Origin of the sequence: Actimicrobium sp. CCI2.3 (genome assembly GCF_035019065.1) — a bacterium.
Classification (GTDB): domain Bacteria; phylum Pseudomonadota; class Gammaproteobacteria; order Burkholderiales; family Burkholderiaceae_D; genus Actimicrobium.
This window is the reverse complement of the sequence record NZ_JASJWR010000013.1, coordinates 68034-90507: the sequence shown is the minus strand read 5'-3', so window position 1 is coordinate 90507 and position 22474 is coordinate 68034. Positions and strand designations below refer to the sequence as shown.

The following is a 22474-nucleotide window of genomic DNA, read 5'->3' as shown; positions in this document are numbered from 1 at the left end:
CAATGAAAACCGATGACGCTGACGATCACAACGACGTCCATGCCGCTCATCAGGACTGGGAAAAAAAGTGAACATGAACGATCAACCTGCTGGTCTGGCACCGCTCCCGGAGGGTTATGCCGACTGGCTCTCCGATCTGAAAAGCCGCATCCATACCGCGCAGCAGCGGGCCACACTCGCCGTCAATCGGGAACTGGTGCTGCTGTACTGGCAGATCGGACGAGATATTCTGACGCGGCAAGCGGCTCAGGGATGGGGTGCCAAAGTCATCGAGCGACTGGCGCTGGATTTGCGGGTCGCCTTTCCGGAAATGAAAGGCTTTTCACCGCGTAATCTCAAGTATATGCGGGCGTTTGCGGAGGCGTGGCCGGATGAGCAATTTGTGCAAGCGGTGCTTGCACAATTGCCCTGGTATCACCAACTGGCGCTGCTCGACAAACTGCCCGGCCCCGAAACACGCCGCTGGTATGCCGCGAAAGCCATCGAACACAACTGGTCCCGCACTATCCTGGTCATGCAAATCGAAGCCCGTCTGCTGGAACGAACAGGAGCCGCAGTCACTAACTTCACGACTAGCCTGCCCAAGCCGCAGTCCGATCTGGCCCGTGAATCGCTGAAAGATCCGTACCGTTTTGACTTTTTGGGTCTAACCGAGAAGGCCCACGAACGCGAAGTCGAAATCGCCCTGATCAAACACGTCACCGACTTTTTACTGGAACTGGGGGCAGGCTTTGCCTTTGTCGGCAGACAGGTGCTACTGGATGTCGGGGGTGACGAATTCTTCATCGACCTGCTGTTCTACCATCTCAAACTGCGTTGCTATGTGGTGATCGAAATCAAAGGTGGCAAATTCAAGCCGGACCATCTTGGCCAGTTGGGTTTTTACCTCACTGCCGTCGACACCCAGATCAAGCACCCGCAAGACGGCCCAACGATTGGCTTGTTACTGTGCACTAGCAAAAACAAGGTGGTGGCTGAATACGCGCTGCGCAACAGCGCCCAACCGCTCGGCGTCGCCGAATACCAGCTACTGGAATCCTTGCCTGAGGAATTACAAACCAGCTTGCCGAGCATAGAACAGATTGAGCGAGAACTTGCGGGCAGCAACGGTGGGCCATAAGCCCCTAACCTCAAAAGATCCGAAACAATGCGAACTTCAACATCAGTGAGCACAGATCCCAACACGCGCGGTTGAATGCAAGTAGGTCCATCGACTTCATGACAATGAATCGAATTGGGCCGAATTACATCCGTTAAACCCATCACTCATAAGTTGCACAAGCCATCGACAATATCTCCACAAACACCTTATCCCAAACAGATTTATGCACCATCCCTTGTAGTTTTAACAGTACGTTGAAACGTCCATCTGGAGTTCACAACATAAGTCAGACTTAAAACTAACGAAGTTGCCACACACTGCACGATCAGATAATTAGAGGTTAACAATTTCATTCCGATTGCCATCAACAAACCATTCAGTGCCGCGCCAACGAGTGCTATCAATGCAAACCGACGAATTGACAGCAGGTTTGCCTCTGTCTTGAACGTTATTTTTACATTTAAAAAGTAATTGACGATCGCACCTGTCAATGCACCGGTGATCGAAGCGATAACTGGATTAGTCAAACTGCTGGATACCAATACAATCAATATCAGATAATGAATAACGGTACCAAATGCTCCCACTACTGAATATTTGGCAAACTGCAATAATGTAGCGAATTTAGACATCTTCTTCTTTTTTTTCATACCGATTCCGTATTAAATAGACGGGACGGTTTTTAGACTCCACATATATTCTTCCGATATATTCACCTAATACACCGATACCAATTAATTGAATTCCACCCAGCATCAGGATGGCAGTTGACAAGGACGCATATCCGGGGACGTCAATGCCAAAGAAAATCGTTCGGAACATCAAATAAAAACCGCGTAACAAAGCTGCAGCAGCAACCATCGCGCCGAGGTACGTCCATATCCGCAGCGGTAACGTACTGAAACTGGTAAAACCTTCGAGTGCAAAATTCCATAGTTTCCAACCGGAGAACTTGCTGCTTCCAGCAATCCGTGGCTTTCGCGCATAGTCGATCGTGGCAGTGTCATATCCAACCCACGCGAAAAGTCCTTTCATGAACCGCTGCGTTTCCGGCAATCGTTTTAATGAATCCGCCACCTCACGTGTAATTAAACGGAAATCTCCAACATTTTCGGGGATTTTGATTTCAGACAGCGAGTTATGCAATTGATAAAATTTCGCTGCAGTCCATCTCTTCAATGCTGAATCCGCATTCCGGTCTATTCTTCTCGCCAAGACAATTTGGTATCCTTCTCGCCATTTTTCAACCAGCTTTATAATTACCTCAACCGGATCCTGAAGATCGGCATCAAAAGGAACTATAATATCGCCGAATGATTCATCAAGTCCCGCAGATAATGCAGCCTCTTTACCGAAATTTCTGGTCAAATCAATCACCCGGACTCGGAAATCGTTAATCGCAAAATCTTTGAGTTGCTGAAGAGTGCTATCAGTGCTGCCATCATTAATGCATACAATTTCAAACTTAATTTCTGATATGGCTTCAAGCTCAGGGATGACATGATTAAAAAAATGCGTTATTGTTTCCTCCTCATTATAAAAAGGAACAACGAGAGAAAGTAAAGTTACTACCGGCTTGTTCGGCTGCGATAATCGCCTTGTCTTTGGCTGTAAAGCTGCATCGGAAGCAGATAAATTATTATTCATAAGTTAGGTTTCAACTAGCATTATTTACTCCTGCTATTGCAAGCATGAATTTAACGGAAATATTTTTTAAAAAGATTACTTTCTTATTATTAGCATTGCAAGGTATTTTTCCTGTAAATATTTTTATCAATAGATCGAAGCCTGAATAATTATTTTTTTCACGGATGCTGTCCTGTTCGAATAAAAAAAATATTATTTATTGATCATTTTTGCTGGTCAGGACAAGCAGAACAATACCCCTGTAAATTTTTCTTGAAAATTATGATCCCAGACCACACCGCTGATTATAAATCTCCAATAACAAGAACAATCAAGCTTTGTCAAATAAGCATAATTATATTCCTTGGAATATGTATTACATGGATCTTCCTTAATTCCATCAATTCTTTTCCAACAGCTGACGATTTCTGTTACGGTGCCCGAGCAATCGAACAAGGAATACTGCAATCCGTATCTATCGAGTATCTTACCTGGGGCGGCAGATACTCAGCAACACTTCTCCTATCTGTCTTTGGCGCATCAAAGCTATTGATTGAGGCGTATTATATTGTTCCGATTTCAATAATATTAGCCGTCTTTTTGGCTGCTCGGCATTTCCTAATCAAATTCTCTATACAAGACAAAACATATCATTTCGTCTTTTTTGTCGCACTCATATCTTGCTTTAGTTATCGCGAATCCATTTTCTGGATGGCCGGTGGATTTACATATGGAATAGCGGCTGCAATTTTCTTATTTCTCATTGCTCAGGAATTATTAATTTTTCTTGATTTCATGGCTAATAAGAAAAATCCAGCGCTTTGGAAAATCGGCAATCTTTGTCTCATGACTTTAATTTTAGCCGGATTCAACGAAACAGTGATGGTTGCACACATTGCACTACTGGGACAACTATTTATCATCCTGGCTTACCAGAACTGGAAATCAAGAGTTACCTGCATGATTGGTGCAATAATGCTTACTGCTGTCATTGGAGCATTGATCGTTAAATATGCACCAGGAAATTTAACACGCATGAATGACATGTCTTCACAAAATGTGATGGCAAGCGCGACGAAGTCATTTGGCTGGATATTCGAGCGTTATACTCATATATTTATAATGACATGGCTTCTTTTTTACAGCTCTCTGATTGTTTTTTATCCAAGAAAACCCAATAAATCGGAGAATAAATATCTCCTTTTAATTATCGCAATCCTTTTCTTTACACTTTGGGCAAGTTTATTCACAAGAGCATATGTTCTTAATGGTTCAGGTCCATCACGAACACACACTATTGACTTTGTCATTTTAAGCTTAGCAGCATTTATCGCTGCCTTGTATATTTTTAATTCCAACATGGAAGCTGTTTTTCAATCCAGAAGACTTAAGCCAATATTCATTAGTTTTTCTTGTATGTTTTTTGTCGCACTCATTCTTCGCCCTACTGCAGACAATATTTCTTTTTTAGACACTTTAGTAAATTTAAAATATAGCAAGTCTTTAAAAACATACATGTCTGCACGAATCCAGATGGCTCAAAACGGAAGGGACACTGCGTTGAGCGTTGATGATCTGAAAGATAAATCACGACCTGCCACCTATTTTGACGACATTCAGAAAGGTAGCAAGGACTGGAGAAATGTCTGTTTTTCAAATTATTTCCATTTAAAAGAAATAAGATTAAAAAATAGTTTATCTGAACCAGATACCTTGGGAGAGATAACCTCTCCTGGCAAGGATTGATCGATAAATCGGGTATGTCAGAGCGTTGGTCCTGATTTGAAATGAAATGGTTTTCACCACGTAATTACACGAATCCAAAATACGCCGCCATTGGCAGGAAAACAGGATTACCATGATTGTCTTCCTTCATTATTCCCGGACCTGCTGCCATGCTCAATACCGACCATTTCTGGATGCCGTTCACTGCCAATCGCCAGTTCAAGTCCAAACCGCGCATGATGGTCTCGGCATCAGGCATGCATTACACAACGGACAACGGTCGCCAGATTCTCGACGGTACTGCCGGCCTGTGGTGCAGCAATGCCGGTCATTGCCATCCAAAGATCACCGAAGCCATTCGCCGCCAGGCTGGTGAAATGGACTTCGCACCCGTATTCCAGATGGGCCATCCGAAAGCGTTTGAAGCAGCCACTGCGCTGGTGTCGCTGGCACCGGAAGGATTGAACCGGGTCTTCTTTTGCAATGATGGATCGGAAGCCGTCGACTCGGCGCTGAAGATCGCGCTGGCTTACCACCGTGTGCGCGGTGATGGCATGCGGCACCGGCTCATAGGCCGTGAGCGCGGTTATCACGGCGTCGGTTTCGGTGGCATTTCGGTAGGCGGAATTGCCGGAAATCGCAAACATTTTGGTCCGGGATTGCCGGCGGTCGACCATCTGCGCCATCCGCTTGACATCGGCAAGAATGCATTCTCAAAAGGTCTACCGGAGCATGGCGCCGAACTAGCCGACGAACTCGAACAGCGCTTGCTGGCACTGCACGATCCGGCCACGATCGCCGCCGTGATCATCGAACCATTGCAGGGTTCGACCGGCGTGATTTTGCCGCCTAAAGGCTATCTGCAAAAAATCCGTGCGATTTGCGACAAGTACGGCATCTTGCTGATCTTTGATGAAGTCATCACTGGATTTGGTCGCCTTGGCACACCGTTTGGTGCTGACTATTTCGGCGTGGTACCAGACATGATCGTTTGCGCCAAAGGCCTGACCAATGCGACCGTTCCGATGGGTGCCGTCATCGTGCGTCAGGACATCCATGACACGTTCATGAGCATGGCTGCGGAAAATGCCATCGAGTTTTATCACGGGTACACCTACACCGGCCATCCGCTGGCTGCGGCAGCGGCAGTCGCCACGATTGACGTCTATAAATCCGAGCACCTGTTTGAACGTGCTGCTGCGATGGCACCGTATTTTGAACAAGCGGCGCACAGTCTGAGAGGTTTGCCTTACGTCAAAGACATCCGTAATCTGGGCTTGGTATGCGGCATCGAACTTGATGGCGTCGCTGGCAAACCGGGGATGCGCGCATTCGATGTGTTCCTGAAAGCGTTCTGGGAGAAAGGCGTGCTGATTCGCACGACCGGCGACATCATTGCGTTGTCGCCGCCGCTGATCATCGACAAACCGCAAATCGACCAGTTGTTCGCTGCCATTGGTGCGATTCTGAAGACACAGAAGACTGTGCCGGATGTTGAGGAAATGACGGTTTGAAAGATAGCGCAACAAAAAGGTTAGCGTCATTGGAGTGAACGGGTTCGGTGCAATGCGCCAGCAACCGTTGCAAGAGGCGACCCGCTAAAACGGATAGCCAACTTCTTATTACGAACATCAACAATAAAAAAACCCGCCGGTTCCATACCGCCATCCAAGGCGGCCGGAATCCGGCGGGTTCGTTGCAACGGATCAGGCTTGCTGCCTGATCCCGTCACGACGGCTTACGCGTCGCGCGATGCTTTCTTGCGATCCGCTTCTTTCAGATAGCGCTTGCGCAGACGAATGCTTTTTGGCGTGATTTCAACGAGCTCATCATCATCAATAAATTCGACGGCGTATTCAAGCGACATCTGAATCGGCGGAACCAGGCGCACAGCTTCATCGGTACCCGACGAACGCACGTTGGTCAATTGCTTGCCCTTGATCGGATTGACGACCAGATCGTTGTCACGTGAGTGAATGCCGATGATCATGCCTTCGTACACGGGGTCATTGTGCACGACGAACATGCGACCGCGATCCTGCAGTTTCCACAGTGCGTAAGCAACAGCAGCACCGTCATCTTGCGAGACCAGCACGCCGTTACGACGCGAAGCCATTTCGCCACGGGTGTTGTCGACGGCGGCGTATTCGTCAAAAATATGACTCATCAAGCCAGTACCGCGCGTCAGGGTCATGAACTCGCCCTGGAAACCGATCAGGCCACGGGCCGGGATACGGTACTCAAGACGCACGCGACCTTTACCGTCGGATTCCATGTTTTGCAGATCGCCACGACGGCGACCCAGCTCTTCCATGACGCCGCCCTGATTGACTTCTTCCACATCAACCGACAGCAACTCGAATGGCTCATGACGGACACCGTCAACCATCTTGAACACCACGCGTGGACGGGAAACCGCCAGCTCGAAACCTTCGCGACGCATGTTTTCGATCAGGATGGTCAGGTGCAATTCGCCGCGACCGGAGACTTCAAAAATCGTATCGTCATCGGTAGGCGCAACGCGCAAGGCGACGTTGGCTTTCAGTTCGCGGTCAAGACGCTCACGCAACTGACGGCTGGTGACAAACTTGCCTTCACGGCCAGCCAGTGGCGAGTTGTTGACCATGAAGTTCATGGTCAATGTTGGCTCGTCGACGGTCAGCATTGGCAGCGCGTCTGGCATTTCCGGTGCGCACACCGTTGTGCCAATACCGAGTTCTTCGATACCGTTGATCAGCACGATGTCGCCGGCGACGGCTTCATCGACCAGAACGCGATCGAGGCCCTTGAAGTTCAGAACCTGGTTGACGCGGGCCTTGCGTGGCACGCCGTCAGGACCGTCCATGATGATGACGTCTTGCAGACCGCGCACCCGGCCACGGGTAATCCGGCCGATACCGATCTTGCCGACGTAGGACGAGTAATCAAGGGAAGAAATTTGCAACTGCAGCGGACCGTCCTGATCATCTTCGCGCGCTGGAACGTGGCGCAGGATGGCATCGAACAGTGGCTTCATGTCGCCTTCGCGGGCAGTCGACTCAAGGCTTGAATAGCCATTGAGTGCTGAGGCGAACACAACCGGGAAATCGAGTTGCTCTTCGGTGGCACCCAACTTGTCGAACAGTTCGAATGTGGCGTTGATGGCCCATTCAGGACGCGCACCCGGACGGTCAATCTTGTTGACGACGACAATCGGCTTCAAGCCCAGCGCCAGCGCCTTGCGGGTCACGAAACGCGTTTGCGGCATCGGACCTTCTTGTGCATCCACCAGCAGCAACACGCTGTCAACCATCGACAGGACGCGTTCGACTTCGCCACCGAAGTCGGCATGGCCCGGGGTGTCAACGATGTTGATGTGTGTGCCTTCATACTCGACGGCGCAATTTTTCGACAGAATCGTGATACCACGTTCTTTTTCGAGGTCATTGGAGTCCATCACGCGTGCATCGACTTGCTGGTTATCGCGGAAGGTACCCGACTGACGCAGCAACTTGTCAACGAGGGTGGTTTTGCCATGGTCAACGTGAGCGATGATGGCGATGTTACGGATGGCGCGTTTTGTATTTGACATGATCTTTTCGGGCTGAATTCTTGCGTGGTTCGTTCTTGCTGGTAGCTTGCTTAGTGCTCGGTGGATCATTGCTTCGAGCTTGAAGCATCAAGAAATGAGTGTGTAATTTCGAAAACCGTGCATTCTAACATGTTGCGTTGCACGAACCGTTAAATCAGACCGGAGTTTTTGATGACCAACAGGAGTGCGGACGTGGTCACTCCTGTCGACTAGCGTGCTGTCGATACCAGACGCTCTGGTGCCAGCACGCCAAATTCCTGCATCAGTCCGGTACCGAGCAAGCACGCATCGGACTCCCGATACACTCTCACCCGTCCTTCGGTCGCCGGTAACGTGACGGCTTCCTTGCCCAGCGACAGCCGCTGTCCGTGCAAGAAACGACGTGCCAGTTCATCGTCGAGCGACAACACCGGAAAACTCGCCAGCAGCGCGTCGACTGGTGCCAGCAACGTGCCACGCTCATCTTCATCGACCGCGGCCAACTGCTCCAGCGTGAGTGCATCGGCGAGGACCAGATCGCCAACTTGCGTGCGCCGCAACGCATTGAGGTGACCACCGCAACCGAGCGCCGCACCGATGTCTTCACCAAGAACCCGGATGTAGGTTCCTTTGCTGCAACTGATGCGCAAAGTCAGGAACGGTGCTTCGTAGCGAACGAATTCAAGCAAATGAATTACCACTGGCCGCGCTTCGCGCTCGAGTGTGATACCGGCACGGGCGTATTCGTACAACGGCTTGCCATCGCGCTTGAGTGCCGAATACATCGGTGGCACCTGGTCGATCGGCCCAAGGAATTTTTCCAGCACCGTCTCGATCTGTGCCAACGTGACATCGACCGGCAAGGTTTCGAGGATCACGCCTTCGGTGTCGCCCGTGTCGCTTCGCAAGCCGAGATGGACCACGGTTTCATAGGTCTTGTCGGCTTCCAGCAGATCCTGCGCGAACTTGGTCGCCTCACCAAAACACAACGGCAGCAAGCCGGTGGCAAACGGATCGAGGGTACCGGTATGTCCGGCCTTTTCGGCGTTGAACAGCCGCTTGGCTTTGATCAGGACATCATTGCTGGAATGACCGGCGGCCTTGTCCAGCAGCAGCACGCCATGCACCGGAACGCGTTTTTTACGGGGAGGGAAAGTCGCCATCGTGATGCCCGATCTGACCTGGCTTACGCCTGGTCGTCATCCTTTGCACGCGTTGCGTTGGCTTCATCGATGAGCTTTGACAATTCGATGCCACGTGCCGTTGACGTGTCATGCACAAAATGCAGTTCCGGCAGCGTGTGGACATGCAGACGCCGGCCAAGCTGGCCGCGAATGAAACCGGAGGCAATCTTCAGACCGGTGACGGTGTTCTTGATCGATTCCTTGTCATCGCTGAGCATCGTGAAAAATACTTTGGCGTGCGCGTAATCCGGCGTGAGCTGGACTTCCGTAACGGTGATCATGCCGACGCGCGGATCTTTTAATTCGTAAGCGACGATTTCTGCCAGATCACGCTGGATCTGATCGGCCACGCGGATACCGCGGACGGGGATAGTTTTGCTGTGCTTTGCCATGATGATGACTCGATAAATTCAACCGCGGAAAATGTCCGTCCGGTCGAAGTACTGCAAATGGGAGGCCCCAAATAGTACAGGCCTGTGTGCCTGCGCGAGACCGGATCGTTAAGATCGGGTTCTCGCGCAGCCACGCAGGCCTGCGCATGTGCATGCAACTGTCTTACAAGGTACGCGCGACTTCCTGGACTTCGAAAATTTCCAGTTGATCGCCTTCCTTGATGTCGTTGAAGTTCTTCAGGGTCAGGCCGCATTCGAAGCCGAACTTGACTTCCTTGACGTCGTCCTTGAAGCGCTTGAGCGAATCGATCTCGCCCGACCAGAGGATGATGTTGTCGCGTAACAGCCGCACCGATGCGCCGCGGCGTACCAATCCTTCGAGCACGTAACAACCGGCAATCGCGCCGACCTTGCTGACCAGCAGAACCTGACGAATCTCGACCAGACCCAATGACTGTTCGCGCTTCTCCGGTGACAACATCCCCGACATCGCCGCTTTGATCTCATCGACCGCATCATAAATGATGTTGTAGTAGCGAATATCGACGCCATTCGATTCGGCAACCTTGCGTGACTGCGCATCGGCACGGACATTGAAACCGATGATGACGGCTTTCGATGCCACGGCCAGATTGACGTCGGATTCGGTGATACCACCGACGCCGGCGTGCACGATCTGCACCCGTACTTCGGACGTAGACAGCTTTTGCAGCGACTGCGCCAGCGCTTCTTGCGAACCCTGCACGTCGGTCTTGATGATCATCGGCAGATTCTTGACTTCGCCTTCACCCAGATTGTCGAACATGTTCTCAAGCTTGGCGGCTTGCTGTTTGGCCAGCTTCACGTCGCGGAACTTACCTTGACGGAACAAGCCAATTTCGCGCGCCTTGCGCTCGTCCAGCATGACCATGACTTCTTCACCGGCGACCGGCACTTCGGTCAGGCCCTGAATTTCGACCGGAATCGATGGACCTGCTTCGGTAATCGATTTACCGTTTTCGTCAAGCATTGCACGGACACGACCGTAAGCCGAACCTGCCAGCACTACATCGCCGCGACGCAAGGTACCGGACTGCACCAGAATCGTGGCGACCGGACCGCGACCTTTGTCGAGACGCGCCTCGATCACCAGACCACGGGCAGGCGACGTCAGCGGTGCGACCAGCTCAAGCACTTCGGCTTGCAGCAGAACGCTTTCGAGCAAGTCGTCGATACCCTGGCCTGTTTTGGCAGAGACTGAAATAAATGGCGAATCACCACCGTACTCTTCCGGCAACACGCCTTCGGAAACCAGTTCCTGCTTGACGCGATCAAGGTTACCGCCCGGTTTGTCGATCTTGTTGATCGCCACGACCAGCGGGACGCCCGCTGCTTTGGCGTGAGCGATCGCCTCTTTGGTTTGTGGCATCACGCCATCGTCGGCAGCCACCACCAGAATAACGATGTCGGTTGCCTTGGCACCGCGAGCACGCATGGCCGTAAAGGCTTCGTGTCCCGGGGTGTCGAGGAAGGTGATCATGCCGCGTGGCGTCTCGACGTGATACGCACCAATGTGCTGGGTGATTCCGCCGGCTTCACCGGAGGCAACCTTGGCACGACGGATGTAATCAAGCAGCGACGTCTTACCGTGGTCAACGTGACCCATTACCGTCACGACCGGGGCACGTGGCAGCAGCTCGGCATCAGCGTGTTCGACGCCATCTTCCAGCAGTGCTTCAGGATCATCGGCTTTCGCAGGATGCGCCGTGTGGCCCATCTCTTCGACCAGAATCATTGCCGTTTCCTGATCCAGTACCTGATTGATCGTGACCATCTGGCCCAGTTTCATCAAGTGCTTGATCACTTCGGATGCCTTGACCGCCATCTTGTGCGCCAGTTCCGCGACGGTAATTGTCTCCGGCACCAGCACATCCTTGACGACAGCCTCAGTCGGCGCCTGGAAATTCGTTTCGCGATCGTCCGCGCCACCATGCGTCGGACGACGTCCCTTGGCACCGCGCCATGCATCGCGACCACCGCCAGCATTACCGCGGGTCTTGATACCGGCGCCGCGCTTCTTGGCATCGTCCTGCCAGGTTGACGAGACATTGGCAGTCTTGATTGCCTTCTTGTCGACGACAACGGCCGGTTTCTTCTCGTCTTTCTTTTCGCCTGGCTTCTTGTCTGCGGGCTTGTGCAACGTTCCTTCGGCACTCTTGGCTGCAACGACTGGCGGCGCTACGGGTTCCGGTGCCTTGATGACGCGGCGTGGCGCACTCATCATTGCCTTGATCTGCGCTACTTCGTCTGCCACAGCCTTGCGAGCCTTGTCCGACGCAGCGGCTTTTTCTGCCGCTTCTCTAGCGCTTTCCTTGGCTAACAGGGCGGCTTTTTTCTTTGCCTCTTCGGCATCTGCACGCTTTTTCTCTTCGATCACTGAACCATCCGGCTTGGAAACTTCAACAGGAGCTTCGACGGCGGCGGCTTTTAGGGCCTCCAGTTCCGCTTTCTGCATGGCTTTGGCATGTGCCAGGTTGTCGGCATCGAGCTTGGCAAGACGTTCCTGCTTTTCGCGCAACTCGGCTTCCTGCTGCACGATCAACTCGGCCTGACGACGGCCTTCTTCGGCACGACGAGCCACTTCCGCTTCATCGATCACCGGCACCACGGGTGCCACGGCGACTGGCGCAGCCACCGGTGTTTCATCACGCTGCACGAAAGTGCGCTTCTTGCGAACTTCGACCTGAATGGTGCGTGACTTCCCTGTGGCATCGGCCTGTTTGATCTCGGTCGTTTCCTTGCGGGTCAGCGTGATTTTTTTTGCTTCGCTGGCCGCAGTGGCACCATGCGCTCGCCGCAGATGATCAAGAAGCTTGTCCTTATCCTCTTTCGACAGCACATCATCGGTCGTCATTTTGTCTACGCCAGCAGCGCGCAGCTGAGTCAACAGCAAATCAGCCGGCATCTTCAGCTCGGTCGCAAATTGGGCTACGTTGTTACTCGCCATTCAGTCCTCTTTTCTATGTGGCGCGGTAGATGATAATCGAACTTCTCGGATCATTTGGTTTCCGCGAGGTTCCATGCTTTGGCTTGAAGGGCCTTGACACGATCATCGTACTTGGCATCGATGAGCTTCATCTCTTCATCGGTCACATCTTTAAATTCATCATCGATCAATTGCCGTGCGCGGTCTGCTGGCAAAGCCAGGATCGCGCCAAACTCGTCGTAGGCCAAGCCGGAGAATGCCGCCAGCGTTTTCACGCCAGCCAATCCGAGCTTGCCGGCGGTAACCCGGTCCATACCTTCCATCGTTGCCAACGCGTCATCCATACCCTCAAGACCTTCTTCGGAAGCAATTGCCTCCGTCACCAGGGCATCGCGGGCGCGGGTGCGCAGCTCATTGACGGTATCTTCGTCGAACGATTCGATCTCCAGCATTTCACTGATCGGCACGTACGCGATTTCTTCCAGGCTAGCAAAACCTTCATCGACAAGAATGTCGGCGACTTCCTGATCAACATCGAGCTTTTCCATGAACAGCGCGCGAATGGCGGCGGTTTCATTAGCGGACTTGCTGGCCGACTCTTCAGCGGTCATGATGTTGATTTGCCAGTTGGTCAGCTCTGCTGCCAGACGGACATTTTGTCCGCCACGACCGATCGCAATGGCCAGATTTTCTTCGTCGACCACGACGTCCATCGCATGTTTTTCTTCGTCGACAACAATCGATGACACGTTCGCCGGTGCCAGCGCACCAATGACGAATTGCGCCGGGTCTTCGGACCACAATACGATGTCGACGCGTTCACCACCGAGTTCACCGGTTACGGCTTGCACACGCGAGCCGCGCATGCCGACGCACGTTCCGATCGGATCGATCCGCTTGTCGCTGGTGAAAACAGCAATCTTTGCACGAACACCAGCATCGCGGGCTGCCGATTTAATAATCAACAAACCTTGCTCAATCTCTGGCACTTCGAGCTCGAACAGTTTCATGATGAATTCTGGCGATGTGCGCGACAGGATCACTTGTGGTCCGCGTGCGTTGCGGTCAACCCGCAGAATGAAGGCGCGGACGCGATCACCGATACGCAGGTTTTCTTTCGGAATCATCTGGTCACGTGGCAAACGGGCTTCGATCTTGCCTGACTCGACGATGGCGTCACCGCGCTCCATGCGCTTGATCGTACCGGTGACCATCGCGTCGCCGCGATCAAGGAAGTCCTGCAATATCTGCTCGCGCTCTGCGTCACGAATACGCTGCAAGACGACCTGCTTGGTGTCCTGCGCGAATCGTCGGCCGAAATCGACTGACTCGATCGGCTCTTCGATATGATCGTCAATTTCGATATCACTGATCTGTTCGATAGCTTCAAAGTGCAGGATTTCCTGGTCAGGCAGTTGCAGGCCAGCTTCATCGGGAACGACATGCCAGCGGCGGAACGACTCAAACAATCCGGTGTCACGATCGATCGTCACCCGGATATCGACATCTCCGTCATAGCGTTTTTTGGTTGCCTGGGACAACGCGTGCTCCAGGGCACCAAAGACGATATCTTTGTCGACATTTTTTTCGCGCGCCAGCGCATCAACCAACAATAAAACTTCGCGACTCATGCTTTGCGACTCCTAAAATCCACTTTCGGCACCAGATGTGCCTTATCCACATCGGCGAGCGTAAACTCCAGCATCGCCGACCCTTCTTTACCTTCAAATTCGAGCGCCAACTGATCGCCCTCGGGGGCCTGCAATATTCCCTGGAATGATTTCCGGTTCGCTGCGCCAGGCATCGGCATGCGCAACTTCACAATTGCTTCCATCCCGGCGAATCGCGCATAATCGGCCAATTTTTTGAGTGGCCGATCCAGACCAGGAGAAGATACTTCCAGCCGTTCATACACCGCATTTTCGACAGTGAGCACATGCAGCAACTGATGCGTGACTTTTTCACAGTCTTCGACCGTGATCATGCCGCGCTCGGCCTGCTCGGGGAGAAAGTCGATGTATACGCGCAGCAGACCGCGTGCGGCCTGCTCGAAATCGACCAGTTCATACTCCATCCCAACCACGGTTTTCTCTATCAATTCCAGCAACTGCAAGGCCATTCTCCAAATTGGGCAGCAAAACTGTTCACCATCATGCCAGCACGATCAACACAATCTGTTCAACAAAAAAAAAAATGGGCAGATGCCCATCTTACAATCCTGCCTCGTCGGTAGCGTCACTTTGCGCTTGAGTATGTTTGATGTACTTGCACAGGCTATCCGACGATTTTAATAACTGCCGCAGTATAGTCCATTACGTTGGTCGCTGCAATCCTGAACTGGTCTCAATCCGAGTGCATTGAGACCGAACAAACTGACGCTCCACTAACCGAAGACAAGCGTTTTACCAACGCGATATTATCCCCGCGAACGACGCCGCTGACCGCCTGGACCACCCTGATTGCCGCCAAAGCCACCCTGGCCGCCACCCTGATTACCGCCGGAACCGCCCTGACCGCTGCGTCCCTGACCACCTTGACCACCCTGACCTGGACCACGTCCCGGCCCGCCCGTGCGACGCGGTTGCCCCATTCCGGGAAACCCGAGCGCGGTTTGCATTGGATCAGGCTGGCGAGACCGCGCCTTGGCCGGAGCACCGCGTCCTTGACCCTGGCCACCTTGACTCTGGGCCGGATAAGCACCCGGACCACGTGGCTGGCCCTGACCAGCGAAACCGCCCGGACCGCGCGCTTGCGCACCCCGGCTCTTGCCCGGCCATTGACCTGGCTCCGGCGCATTGGCACGATTACCGTTCGGCCCGCCGTTGCGTGCCGTCGCGGGTGCACGCTCGATGCGATTACCATTGACGCCGCCTTCGCTGTCATGTTCGTCGCTGCGACTTCTCGATGGCTCACTCTTGCCGACCGTTTTTTCGAGTCCGCTGATCTTCAACAGGTCGCGTACCGAATGTTCATCCATTTCTTCCCAGCGACCACGCTTGAGGTTTGGCGGCAATACCATCGCGCCATACCGCGTGCGAATCAGCCGCGACACGGTCAGACCGATGGCCTCGAACATACGACGCACTTCACGATTGCGTCCCTCGCCGATGGTGACGCGGTACCACTTGTTGACGCCTTCGCCGCCGCCATCAGCGACCCGCGAGAACTGCGCCACGCCATCATCAAGCTCGACACCGGCCAGCAATTTCTGGCGCATTCCTTCTTCGAGCTCGCCCAGCGTACGCACGGCGTATTCGCGGTCGATGTTATAGCGCGGATGCATCAGCCGATTGGCCAGGTCACCCGAGGTTGTGAACAGCAACAAGCCTTCGGTATTGAAGTCGAGACGACCCACGGCCAGCCACTTTCCGGCCTTCATGTTGGGCAAACGCTCGAAAACCGATGGACGACCATCCGGGTCATCATGGCTGACGATTTCACCTGCGGGCTTGTGATACACCAGCACACGTGGTGGCTTCTTGCTGACACGGCGCTGGATCAGCTTGCCGTTAATGCGCACCTGGTCCTGCGCCAAAATGCGCTGACCAATGTGAGCCGGTTCGCCATTGACCGAGACGCGCCCGGAAATGATCAGCTCTTCCATATCGCGCCGTGAACCCAGTCCTGCTTCGGCCAGGACTTTATGCAACTTCGGTGCGTCATCATCGGCGGTCAGGTCACGTCGCACCGCTTTTGGAGCGGGAGCACGACCATTCCGGCCCCCTTCGGCACCCGCGTCTTGCCCACCATCGGAATCATCGAACGCAGCCGACGTCACAAAAGAAAACACCGAATCCGCATCGGTAGCACGCGGTGCCTGGCGGCCTGCATTGCCGGCCACCGGCTTCTGACGCGTTTTTTGGCCAGCGCCCTGTCCTTTCGGACGATCTTCATTGGGACGGGCACGCGCTTCACGCGGGGCATGCTGACGAGGCGGCCGGACCTGCGCGGGCTGGACTGGATTGGCAGCGCTATCGACAACACCTTCCTGTGCAGTCACGGCAGCTCCCGCCGCAACACCATCCTGCGTCACCACATTGCGCTCGACCGGGTCACGGGTACGACGCAGATTACGCGGACCGCGCACCGCGCGCCGGGGTGCAACGGTTGCCGCATCCGGCACCGAGGATAGCGATAAGTTGGGTGCCCCGGATTCCACGACCGCAACCGTCTCTGCGCCCGCCGCTTCAACGACAGCCGGCACGGCCGCTTTTGCACGCGGAGCTCGCTTGCGCGGTGCCTTTGGTTCGGCTGATGCTGCTGGAATGGCTTCGTTCGGACTGTCGTCGTGAGGATTAGGCGGATTCATTATTGGATTCTTTATTGTTCTCGACCGACGAGGTGTCGGCCATCGGGTCTGGGACATGCGTATCGTCAGGAACTGCGACCTGCCCCGATGACGCTGCCGGTGCTAAGGTTAATTCGGGTTGCGGTACTACGGAAAGGCGAACTGCTCCGTCTCGCTCCATCCAGGACTTCAGACCGGCATCGAGACTCTGAATCTGCTCCAGCAAGCCCTCTTGCTCGGCACCTTTGAGCGCCTGCTGCAACGGCGGCATCTGGTCGAGCGACGCCAGACCAAGGTCATCAAGAAACTGCCGCGTCGTCGCCAGCAAGGCGGGACGACCCGGCACATCACGGTGTCCGATGGCTTCGACCCAGTTGCGCTCTTCCAGCATCTTGATCGTCAAGGAATTAACCGCGACGCCGCGGATTTCTTCGATGTCACCACGCGTTACGGGCTGGCGGTAAGCAATGATGGCCAGCGTTTCGAGCGTCGCACGCGAATATTTTGGCGGCTTTTCCGGGTTGAGTCGCTCAAGATAAGTTTTCATTTCAGGCCGACTCTGGAAGCGCCAGCCTGTCGCCAGACTAATCAGCTCAATTCCCTTGCCGGACCAATCCACCCGCAATTGCTCCAGCAGTGAACGGATCGTATCCGCGCCGACGTCATCGCCGCGAACATCCGGATCGACGAAGAGCTTTTTCAGCGCAGAAACCGACAAGGGCTCGTGGGCGCACAAGAGAGCTGTTTCGAGGACTATTTTCGCCTCAGCGGTATTCATTAATAATTGTTGTCCAACTTTTTTATTGCGTGAGCGTGTAGAAATTTGTATTCAACCACAGTCATATGAAACGACTGCACGGTCAGAGAACCTGTTGATCTTGCTTTCCGGCGCCCATACCAGGGAGATAGTTAATGAGCGGGGATATTTATTAAGTTTGGCTTGGCACTGCTGAAAGAGACTTGGTTGCGGGGACAGGATTTGAACCTGTGACCTTCGGGTTATGAGCCCGACGAGCTGCCAGACTGCTCCACCCCGCGTCTGATTGCTGGAATATACAGCGTCTCAGTCGATATGGCAACGACTTCAATGCCGATTTTGCGGTGATACACTCTATGGCGGCCTGCATTAAGGGCCTGACCCCAGCCAAGCATTCCCCCTACTCATTAAGCGACAAGCCATGAAATTCTGCTCCGAATGCGCGCAACCCGTCACGATGATCATTCCTCCTGACGACACCCGCTTACGTTATGTGTGCTCCGGATGTGGCATGGTCCATTACGAGAATCCGAAGCTGGTGGTCGGCTCCATCCCGATCTGGGACCAGGGCGGTGACACGAAGATATTACTGTGCCGCCGGGCCATTGAACCGCGCATGGGTTACTGGACCTTGCCAGCTGGCTTCATGGAAAATGCGGAAACGAGTGCGGCGGGCGCGCAGCGCGAAACGGAAGAAGAAGCCGGTGCGAACATTGCACTGCACGATGTCTTTACGATGATGAATGTCCCGCATGTGCATCAAGTCCATTTGTTTTATCGCGCGACGCTGCTGGACCTGAACTATGTGGCGGGAATCGAAAGCCTTGAAGTGCAGTTGTTTTCCGAAGCAACGATACCGTGGGATGACATCGCCTTTCCGACCGTCAGCCTGACACTGGAGCTATTTTTCAAGGACATGCGCAAGGTCAGGGAAGGCGGAAGTTTTGGCTTCCATGCACAGGACATCCTCAAACCGATGCGCTCCACCTAACAGGACACGGCAACATTGAATATCCCCTGGCTCGATCACCATGACGCGTTTCCGGACGTGGAACAGGCACTGACCGAAACCGACGGCGCTGCCGGTTTGCTGGCAGCAGGTGCCGACTTGTCACCACAGCGGCTGCTGGAAGCCTACCGGCAAGGTATTTTTCCGTGGTTTTCAGAAGGCCAGCCCATTTTGTGGTGGAGTACCGATCCACGCATGGTGTTGCAAACCGCACATTTTGTGGTTTCCGATAGCCTGAAAAAAACCTTGCGCAAGGTCAGCCGCGACAGCCGGTGGGAGGTCCGTTTCGATTGCGCCTTTGAGCAAGTAATGCGAGCGTGCGCTGCGCCGCGACGCGATGGCCCGGGAACCTGGATCAGCGAGGAGATCGTCGCTGGCTATTGCGGCTTGCATCGACTCGGCTATGCCCATTCATCCGAAGTCTGGCTCGACGGCGAACTGGTCGGCGGTGCCTACGGGGTCAGTATCGGTCGCATGTTTTATGGCGAATCAATGTTTGCCCGCGTCACTGATGCGTCCAAAATTGCCCTTGCCTACCTGGTAGGTTTCCTGAAAAGCCATGCGGTTTCAATGATAGACTGCCAGCAAGAGACAGCCCATCTGGCTTCTCTGGGGGCAGCGCCAATCCGGCGTGCCGCATTCATCGAGCATCTGCGTGACGCCGTCACCCAACCGCAGATCGAACACTGGGCACCAGTCAATGTATCCTCGGTAGTAACGCGAACAGGGCCGAACGACGATGACGCATCTTAAAGACTTGCCGTTTTCCACCTTGCAGTTCTATGCAACGGCACCGTATCCATGCAGTTATCTGAGTGACAGGCAAGCCCGCTCGCAGGTAGCGACGCCGTCGCATCTGATCAATGCGGATGTCTACTCGCAGTTAGTCAAGACAGGCTTTCGTCGCAGCGGAGTCTTTACCTACCGTCCGTATTGCGATGGCTGCCAGGCCTGCACACCGGTGCGTGTCGATGTCGCCGCCTTCCAGCGCAACCGCAGCCAGCGCCGTGCATGGGCACAGCACAAGCACTTGACCATCGCCGTTACCAGCCTCGCCTACAGCCACGAACATTACGACCTGTACCTGCGTTACCAGGCCGCCCGCCACGCCGGCGGCGGCATGGATCAGGACAGCCGCGATCAGTACGCACAGTTCCTGCTGCAAAGCAAAGTCAATACGCGCCTGGTCGAATTCCGCGAAGACGATGGCACGCTGCGCATGGTGAGCATCATCGATGTACTCGACGATGGCCTGTCCTCGGTCTACACGTTTTACGAACCTGACATCGAAGGCGTGTCATTCGGCACCTACAATGTGCTGTGGCAAATCGAACAGGCCAGAACGCTTGGCATCCCCTATGTGTATCTGGGCTACTGGATCGAGGCCAGTCCCAAGATGGCGTACAAGATCAACTTCAAACCGCTGGAAGCACTGCGACTGGGCATCTGGGCGCGGCTCTAAGCCCCGCTAGTCCCTGCGCGCATTCTTCACGTCCATTCACCTTCTCTACTTTATTCCCGTGTCCGACAAACTTCTCTACGCTGCCACCCGCCCGCTACTCTTTTTGCTTGATGCCGAAACTGCCCATAACCTGACCCTGCCGTCACTGCGCCGCGCCGCCCGGTTTGGCCTGACCGGACTGATCCCGAAACCCGCTGCCGATCCGCGGTCCGTCATGGGTCTGCACTTTCCCAATCCGGTCGGACTCGCCGCCGGACTCGACAAGGACGGTGCCTATATTGATGGGCTCGCCGCGCTCGGTTTTGGTTTCATTGAAGTCGGTACCGTGACACCGCGTGCACAACCAGGCAATCCCAAGCCGCGCATGTTTCGTCTGCAACAAGCCAACGCGCTGATCAATCGCATGGGCTTCAACAATGGCGGTGCCGACGCTTTTGTGCGCAACGTGCAAGCCTCACGCTTTTATCAGGAAAAGGTCGGCATCCTCGGCCTGAACATCGGCAAGAATGCCGATACGCCGATCGAGCGTGCTGCCGACGACTACCTGATCTGCCTCGAAAAAGTCTACCCCTACGCCAGTTACGTGACGGTCAACATCTCGTCGCCCAACACCAAGAACCTGCGCCAGTTGCAAGGGGCCGATGAACTCGATGCCTTGCTGTCGCAACTCAAAACGGCACAGCGCCGACTGGCCGACAAGCATGGCCGCTACGTGCCGCTGACGTTGAAGATCGCGCCGGATATCGATTCAGAACAGATCAAAACTATCGCCGCCGCCCTGCTGCGCCACGGCATCGACGGTGTCATCGCGACCAACACCACGACCAACCGTGAAGCAGTCAAAGGGATGGCGCATGCCGACGAAGCCGGCGGCTTGTCGGGCGCGCCGGTCAAGGACTTGTCGACGGCCGTAATCCGCGCATTGAAAGCCGAACTCGGTGACACAGTACCGATCATCGGCGTCGGCGGCATCCTCTCCGGTGCGGATGCAAAGGAAAAACAGGATGCCGGTGCCGCGCTGGTCCAGCTCTACACCGGTTTGATTTATCGCGGCCCGGCACTGGTACGCGAATGCGCCAGCGCCCTGAAAGGAAACTCATGAAAAAAATCCGGCTTGGCAACAGCGATCTGCAAGTGACACCTATCTGCCTCGGCACGATGACTTTCGGCGAACAGAACAGCGAAGCCGAAGCGCACGCGCAACTCGATTACGCGCTCGAACGCGGTATCAATTTCATTGATGCTGCCGAGATGTATCCGGTCATGCCACGCGCCGAAACCCAGGGTTCGACTGAACGCTTCATCGGCACCTGGCTGAAGAAATCCGGCCGTCGCAACGACATCGTGCTAGCCACCAAAATAGCCGGCCCGAATCCGGCCATGCACTGGATACGCGGCGGCAAGAGCGACCTCAATGCGGTCAATATGCGCGCCGCCGTCGATGGCAGCCTGCAGCGTCTGCAAACCGACCGGATCGATTTGTACCAGTTGCACTGGCCGAGCCGCAACGTGCCGATTTTCGGCCAGAGCTCGTTCAATCCGGACGCAGAGCGTCCCTGCACGCCGATCGCCGAGACGCTCGACGTTCTCGGTGAACTGGTCAAGGAAGGCAAGATCGGCCAGATCGGCGTATCGAATGAAAGTGCCTGGGGCGTCAGCGAGTTCATCAAGCAATCCGAACTGCACGGCTCGCCGCGCATTATCTCGATCCAGAATGGCTACCATCTGGCCAACCGGAGTTTTGAAGGTGCGCTCGACGAAGTCTGTTTTCACGAGCAGGTCGGCTTGCTGGCCTACAGCCCGCTCGCATTTGGTCAACTCACCGGCAAATACCTCAGCGATGCGAAAGCCAGTGGCCGACTGACAATTTTCCCGCCGACCTGGAGCCCGCGCTATTTGCGCCCGACCGTGGTGGAGGCCGCGCGCCGTTATGCCATACTGGCTGCCGAGCACGGCATGACACCGGCGGCGCTGGCGCTGGCCTGGTGCTACTCGCGCTGGTTCGTCGCCTCGACCATCATCGGCGCGACCAGCCTGTCGCAACTGAAGGAAAACATCGATGCGCACACGGTCGTATTGAGCGATGAAGTGATTGCTGCGATCAATGTGATCCACAAGGAGATCACGAATCCGGGGCAATAAAGACCGTGCTTCATACTGCGCATGCGTTACCTTGGCTATGAAACGCTCATCATTACCCAGAATGGGGAAGCGAAAATGGTTGCTATAGACAGTCACGAATATGAGTGCCAGCAAGAGACTTTCGCGCTACTGAAGCTCATCGCGCTCGGAAGGAGAGAATTTGAACAAGGCAACTACCAGATAGCGGACGCCTTCTTTGTAGAAATGGATGCGGAGGGATAAATCGAAGATTCTTATTTTTGATGATGCAAATACCTGATCAAAAATAATTT

At 54.2% G+C, this 22474-nt stretch carries 19 protein-coding genes and 1 tRNA gene; 9 read left to right on the top strand and 11 right to left on the bottom strand.

Going from position 1 to position 22474, the window contains the following annotated elements:
* Positions 1–73 precede the first annotated feature (73 nt).
* On the top strand, positions 74–1120 hold the full coding sequence (locus QN370_RS09495) for a PDDEXK nuclease domain-containing protein (protein WP_322128271.1): 1047 nt from the start codon (positions 74–76) through the stop codon (positions 1118–1120).
* 203 nt (positions 1121–1323) lie between these two features.
* Here QN370_RS09495 and QN370_RS09490 read toward each other — a convergent pair whose 3' ends face one another.
* On the bottom strand, positions 1324–1752 hold the full coding sequence (locus tag QN370_RS09490) for a GtrA family protein (RefSeq protein ID WP_322128272.1): 429 nt from the start codon (positions 1750–1752) through the stop codon (positions 1324–1326).
* Positions 1727–2749 carry a glycosyltransferase family 2 protein gene (locus tag QN370_RS09485; RefSeq protein ID WP_322128273.1) on the bottom strand — a complete coding sequence of 341 codons (1023 nt, stop codon included), beginning with the start codon at positions 2747–2749 and terminating at the stop codon, positions 1727–1729. Before QN370_RS09485 ends, QN370_RS09490 begins: the two co-directional genes overlap by 26 nt.
* Before the next feature lie 261 nt (positions 2750–3010).
* On the opposite strand from QN370_RS09485, the gene QN370_RS09480 reads away from it, so the two are divergent.
* Entirely contained in the window at positions 3011–4474 is a 1464-nt protein-coding gene (locus tag QN370_RS09480) for a DUF6056 family protein (protein ID WP_323581711.1), read from the top strand.
* 149 nt (positions 4475–4623) lie between these two features.
* On the top strand, positions 4624–5967 hold the full coding sequence (locus tag QN370_RS09475) for an aspartate aminotransferase family protein (protein ID WP_322129176.1): 1344 nt from the start codon (positions 4624–4626) through the stop codon (positions 5965–5967).
* A 224-nt stretch (positions 5968–6191) separates the two neighbouring features.
* Here the strand turns inward: QN370_RS09475 and typA are convergent, their stop codons facing one another.
* From typA to QN370_RS09430, 9 genes are all read right to left on the bottom strand, one after another.
* On the bottom strand, positions 6192–8024 hold the full coding sequence (gene typA / locus QN370_RS09470; RefSeq protein ID WP_322128274.1) for a translational GTPase TypA: 1833 nt from the start codon (positions 8022–8024) through the stop codon (positions 6192–6194).
* 209 nt (positions 8025–8233) lie between these two features.
* On the bottom strand, positions 8234–9166 hold the full coding sequence (truB, locus tag QN370_RS09465; protein ID WP_322128275.1) for a tRNA pseudouridine(55) synthase TruB: 933 nt from the start codon (positions 9164–9166) through the stop codon (positions 8234–8236).
* 23 nt (positions 9167–9189) lie between these two features.
* Positions 9190–9579 carry a 30S ribosome-binding factor RbfA gene (gene rbfA, locus QN370_RS09460; RefSeq protein ID WP_322128276.1) on the bottom strand — a complete coding sequence of 130 codons (390 nt, stop codon included), beginning with the start codon at positions 9577–9579 and terminating at the stop codon, positions 9190–9192.
* Positions 9580–9742: 163 nt separating this feature from the next.
* The gene (infB, locus tag QN370_RS09455; protein WP_322128277.1) at positions 9743–12565 is read right to left on the bottom strand and encodes a translation initiation factor IF-2; all 2823 of its coding nucleotides are present in this window, start codon (positions 12563–12565) and stop codon (positions 9743–9745) included.
* Between the two features lie 50 nt (positions 12566–12615).
* A complete protein-coding gene (gene nusA / locus QN370_RS09450; protein WP_322128278.1) occupies positions 12616–14175 on the bottom strand; it encodes a transcription termination factor NusA in 1560 nt (519 codons plus the stop codon).
* Positions 14172–14657, bottom strand: coding sequence for a ribosome maturation factor RimP (gene rimP / locus QN370_RS09445; protein ID WP_322129177.1), 486 nt, complete (start codon positions 14655–14657; stop codon positions 14172–14174). The genes nusA and rimP overlap by 4 nt, the downstream gene beginning before the upstream one ends.
* Positions 14658–14960: 303 nt before the next feature.
* Positions 14961–16853 (bottom strand): pseudouridine synthase, encoded by a 1893-nt coding sequence (locus tag QN370_RS09440; protein ID WP_322128279.1) that lies wholly within the window; start codon positions 16851–16853, stop codon positions 14961–14963.
* On the bottom strand, positions 16840–17610 hold the full coding sequence (gene scpB / locus QN370_RS09435; protein ID WP_322128280.1) for an SMC-Scp complex subunit ScpB: 771 nt from the start codon (positions 17608–17610) through the stop codon (positions 16840–16842). The genes QN370_RS09440 and scpB overlap by 14 nt, the downstream gene beginning before the upstream one ends.
* A 183-nt stretch (positions 17611–17793) precedes the next feature.
* Positions 17794–17870 (bottom strand) — tRNA-Met (locus QN370_RS09430).
* Positions 17871–18010: 140 nt separating this feature from the next.
* On the opposite strand from QN370_RS09430, the gene QN370_RS09425 reads away from it, so the two are divergent.
* From QN370_RS09425 to QN370_RS09400, 6 genes are read left to right on the top strand one after another with little or no spacing between them, the layout of a single operon-like run.
* Positions 18011–18580 (top strand): NUDIX hydrolase, encoded by a 570-nt coding sequence (locus QN370_RS09425; protein WP_322128281.1) that lies wholly within the window; start codon positions 18011–18013, stop codon positions 18578–18580.
* A gap of 15 nt (positions 18581–18595) precedes the next feature.
* Positions 18596–19351 (top strand): leucyl/phenylalanyl-tRNA--protein transferase, encoded by a 756-nt coding sequence (gene aat / locus QN370_RS09420; RefSeq protein ID WP_322128282.1) that lies wholly within the window; start codon positions 18596–18598, stop codon positions 19349–19351.
* Positions 19338–20060, top strand: a complete 723-nt coding sequence (locus tag QN370_RS09415; RefSeq protein ID WP_322128283.1) for an arginyltransferase — start codon at positions 19338–19340, stop codon at positions 20058–20060. The genes aat and QN370_RS09415 overlap by 14 nt, the downstream gene beginning before the upstream one ends.
* A 58-nt stretch (positions 20061–20118) precedes the next feature.
* Positions 20119–21162, top strand: coding sequence for a quinone-dependent dihydroorotate dehydrogenase (locus QN370_RS09410; protein WP_322128284.1), 1044 nt, complete (start codon positions 20119–20121; stop codon positions 21160–21162).
* Positions 21159–22202 (top strand): aldo/keto reductase, encoded by a 1044-nt coding sequence (locus tag QN370_RS09405; protein ID WP_322128285.1) that lies wholly within the window; start codon positions 21159–21161, stop codon positions 22200–22202. The genes QN370_RS09410 and QN370_RS09405 overlap by 4 nt, the downstream gene beginning before the upstream one ends.
* Before the next feature lie 21 nt (positions 22203–22223).
* Positions 22224–22424 (top strand): hypothetical protein, encoded by a 201-nt coding sequence (locus QN370_RS09400; protein WP_322128286.1) that lies wholly within the window; start codon positions 22224–22226, stop codon positions 22422–22424.
* The last annotated feature ends 50 nt before the right edge of the window (positions 22425–22474 follow it).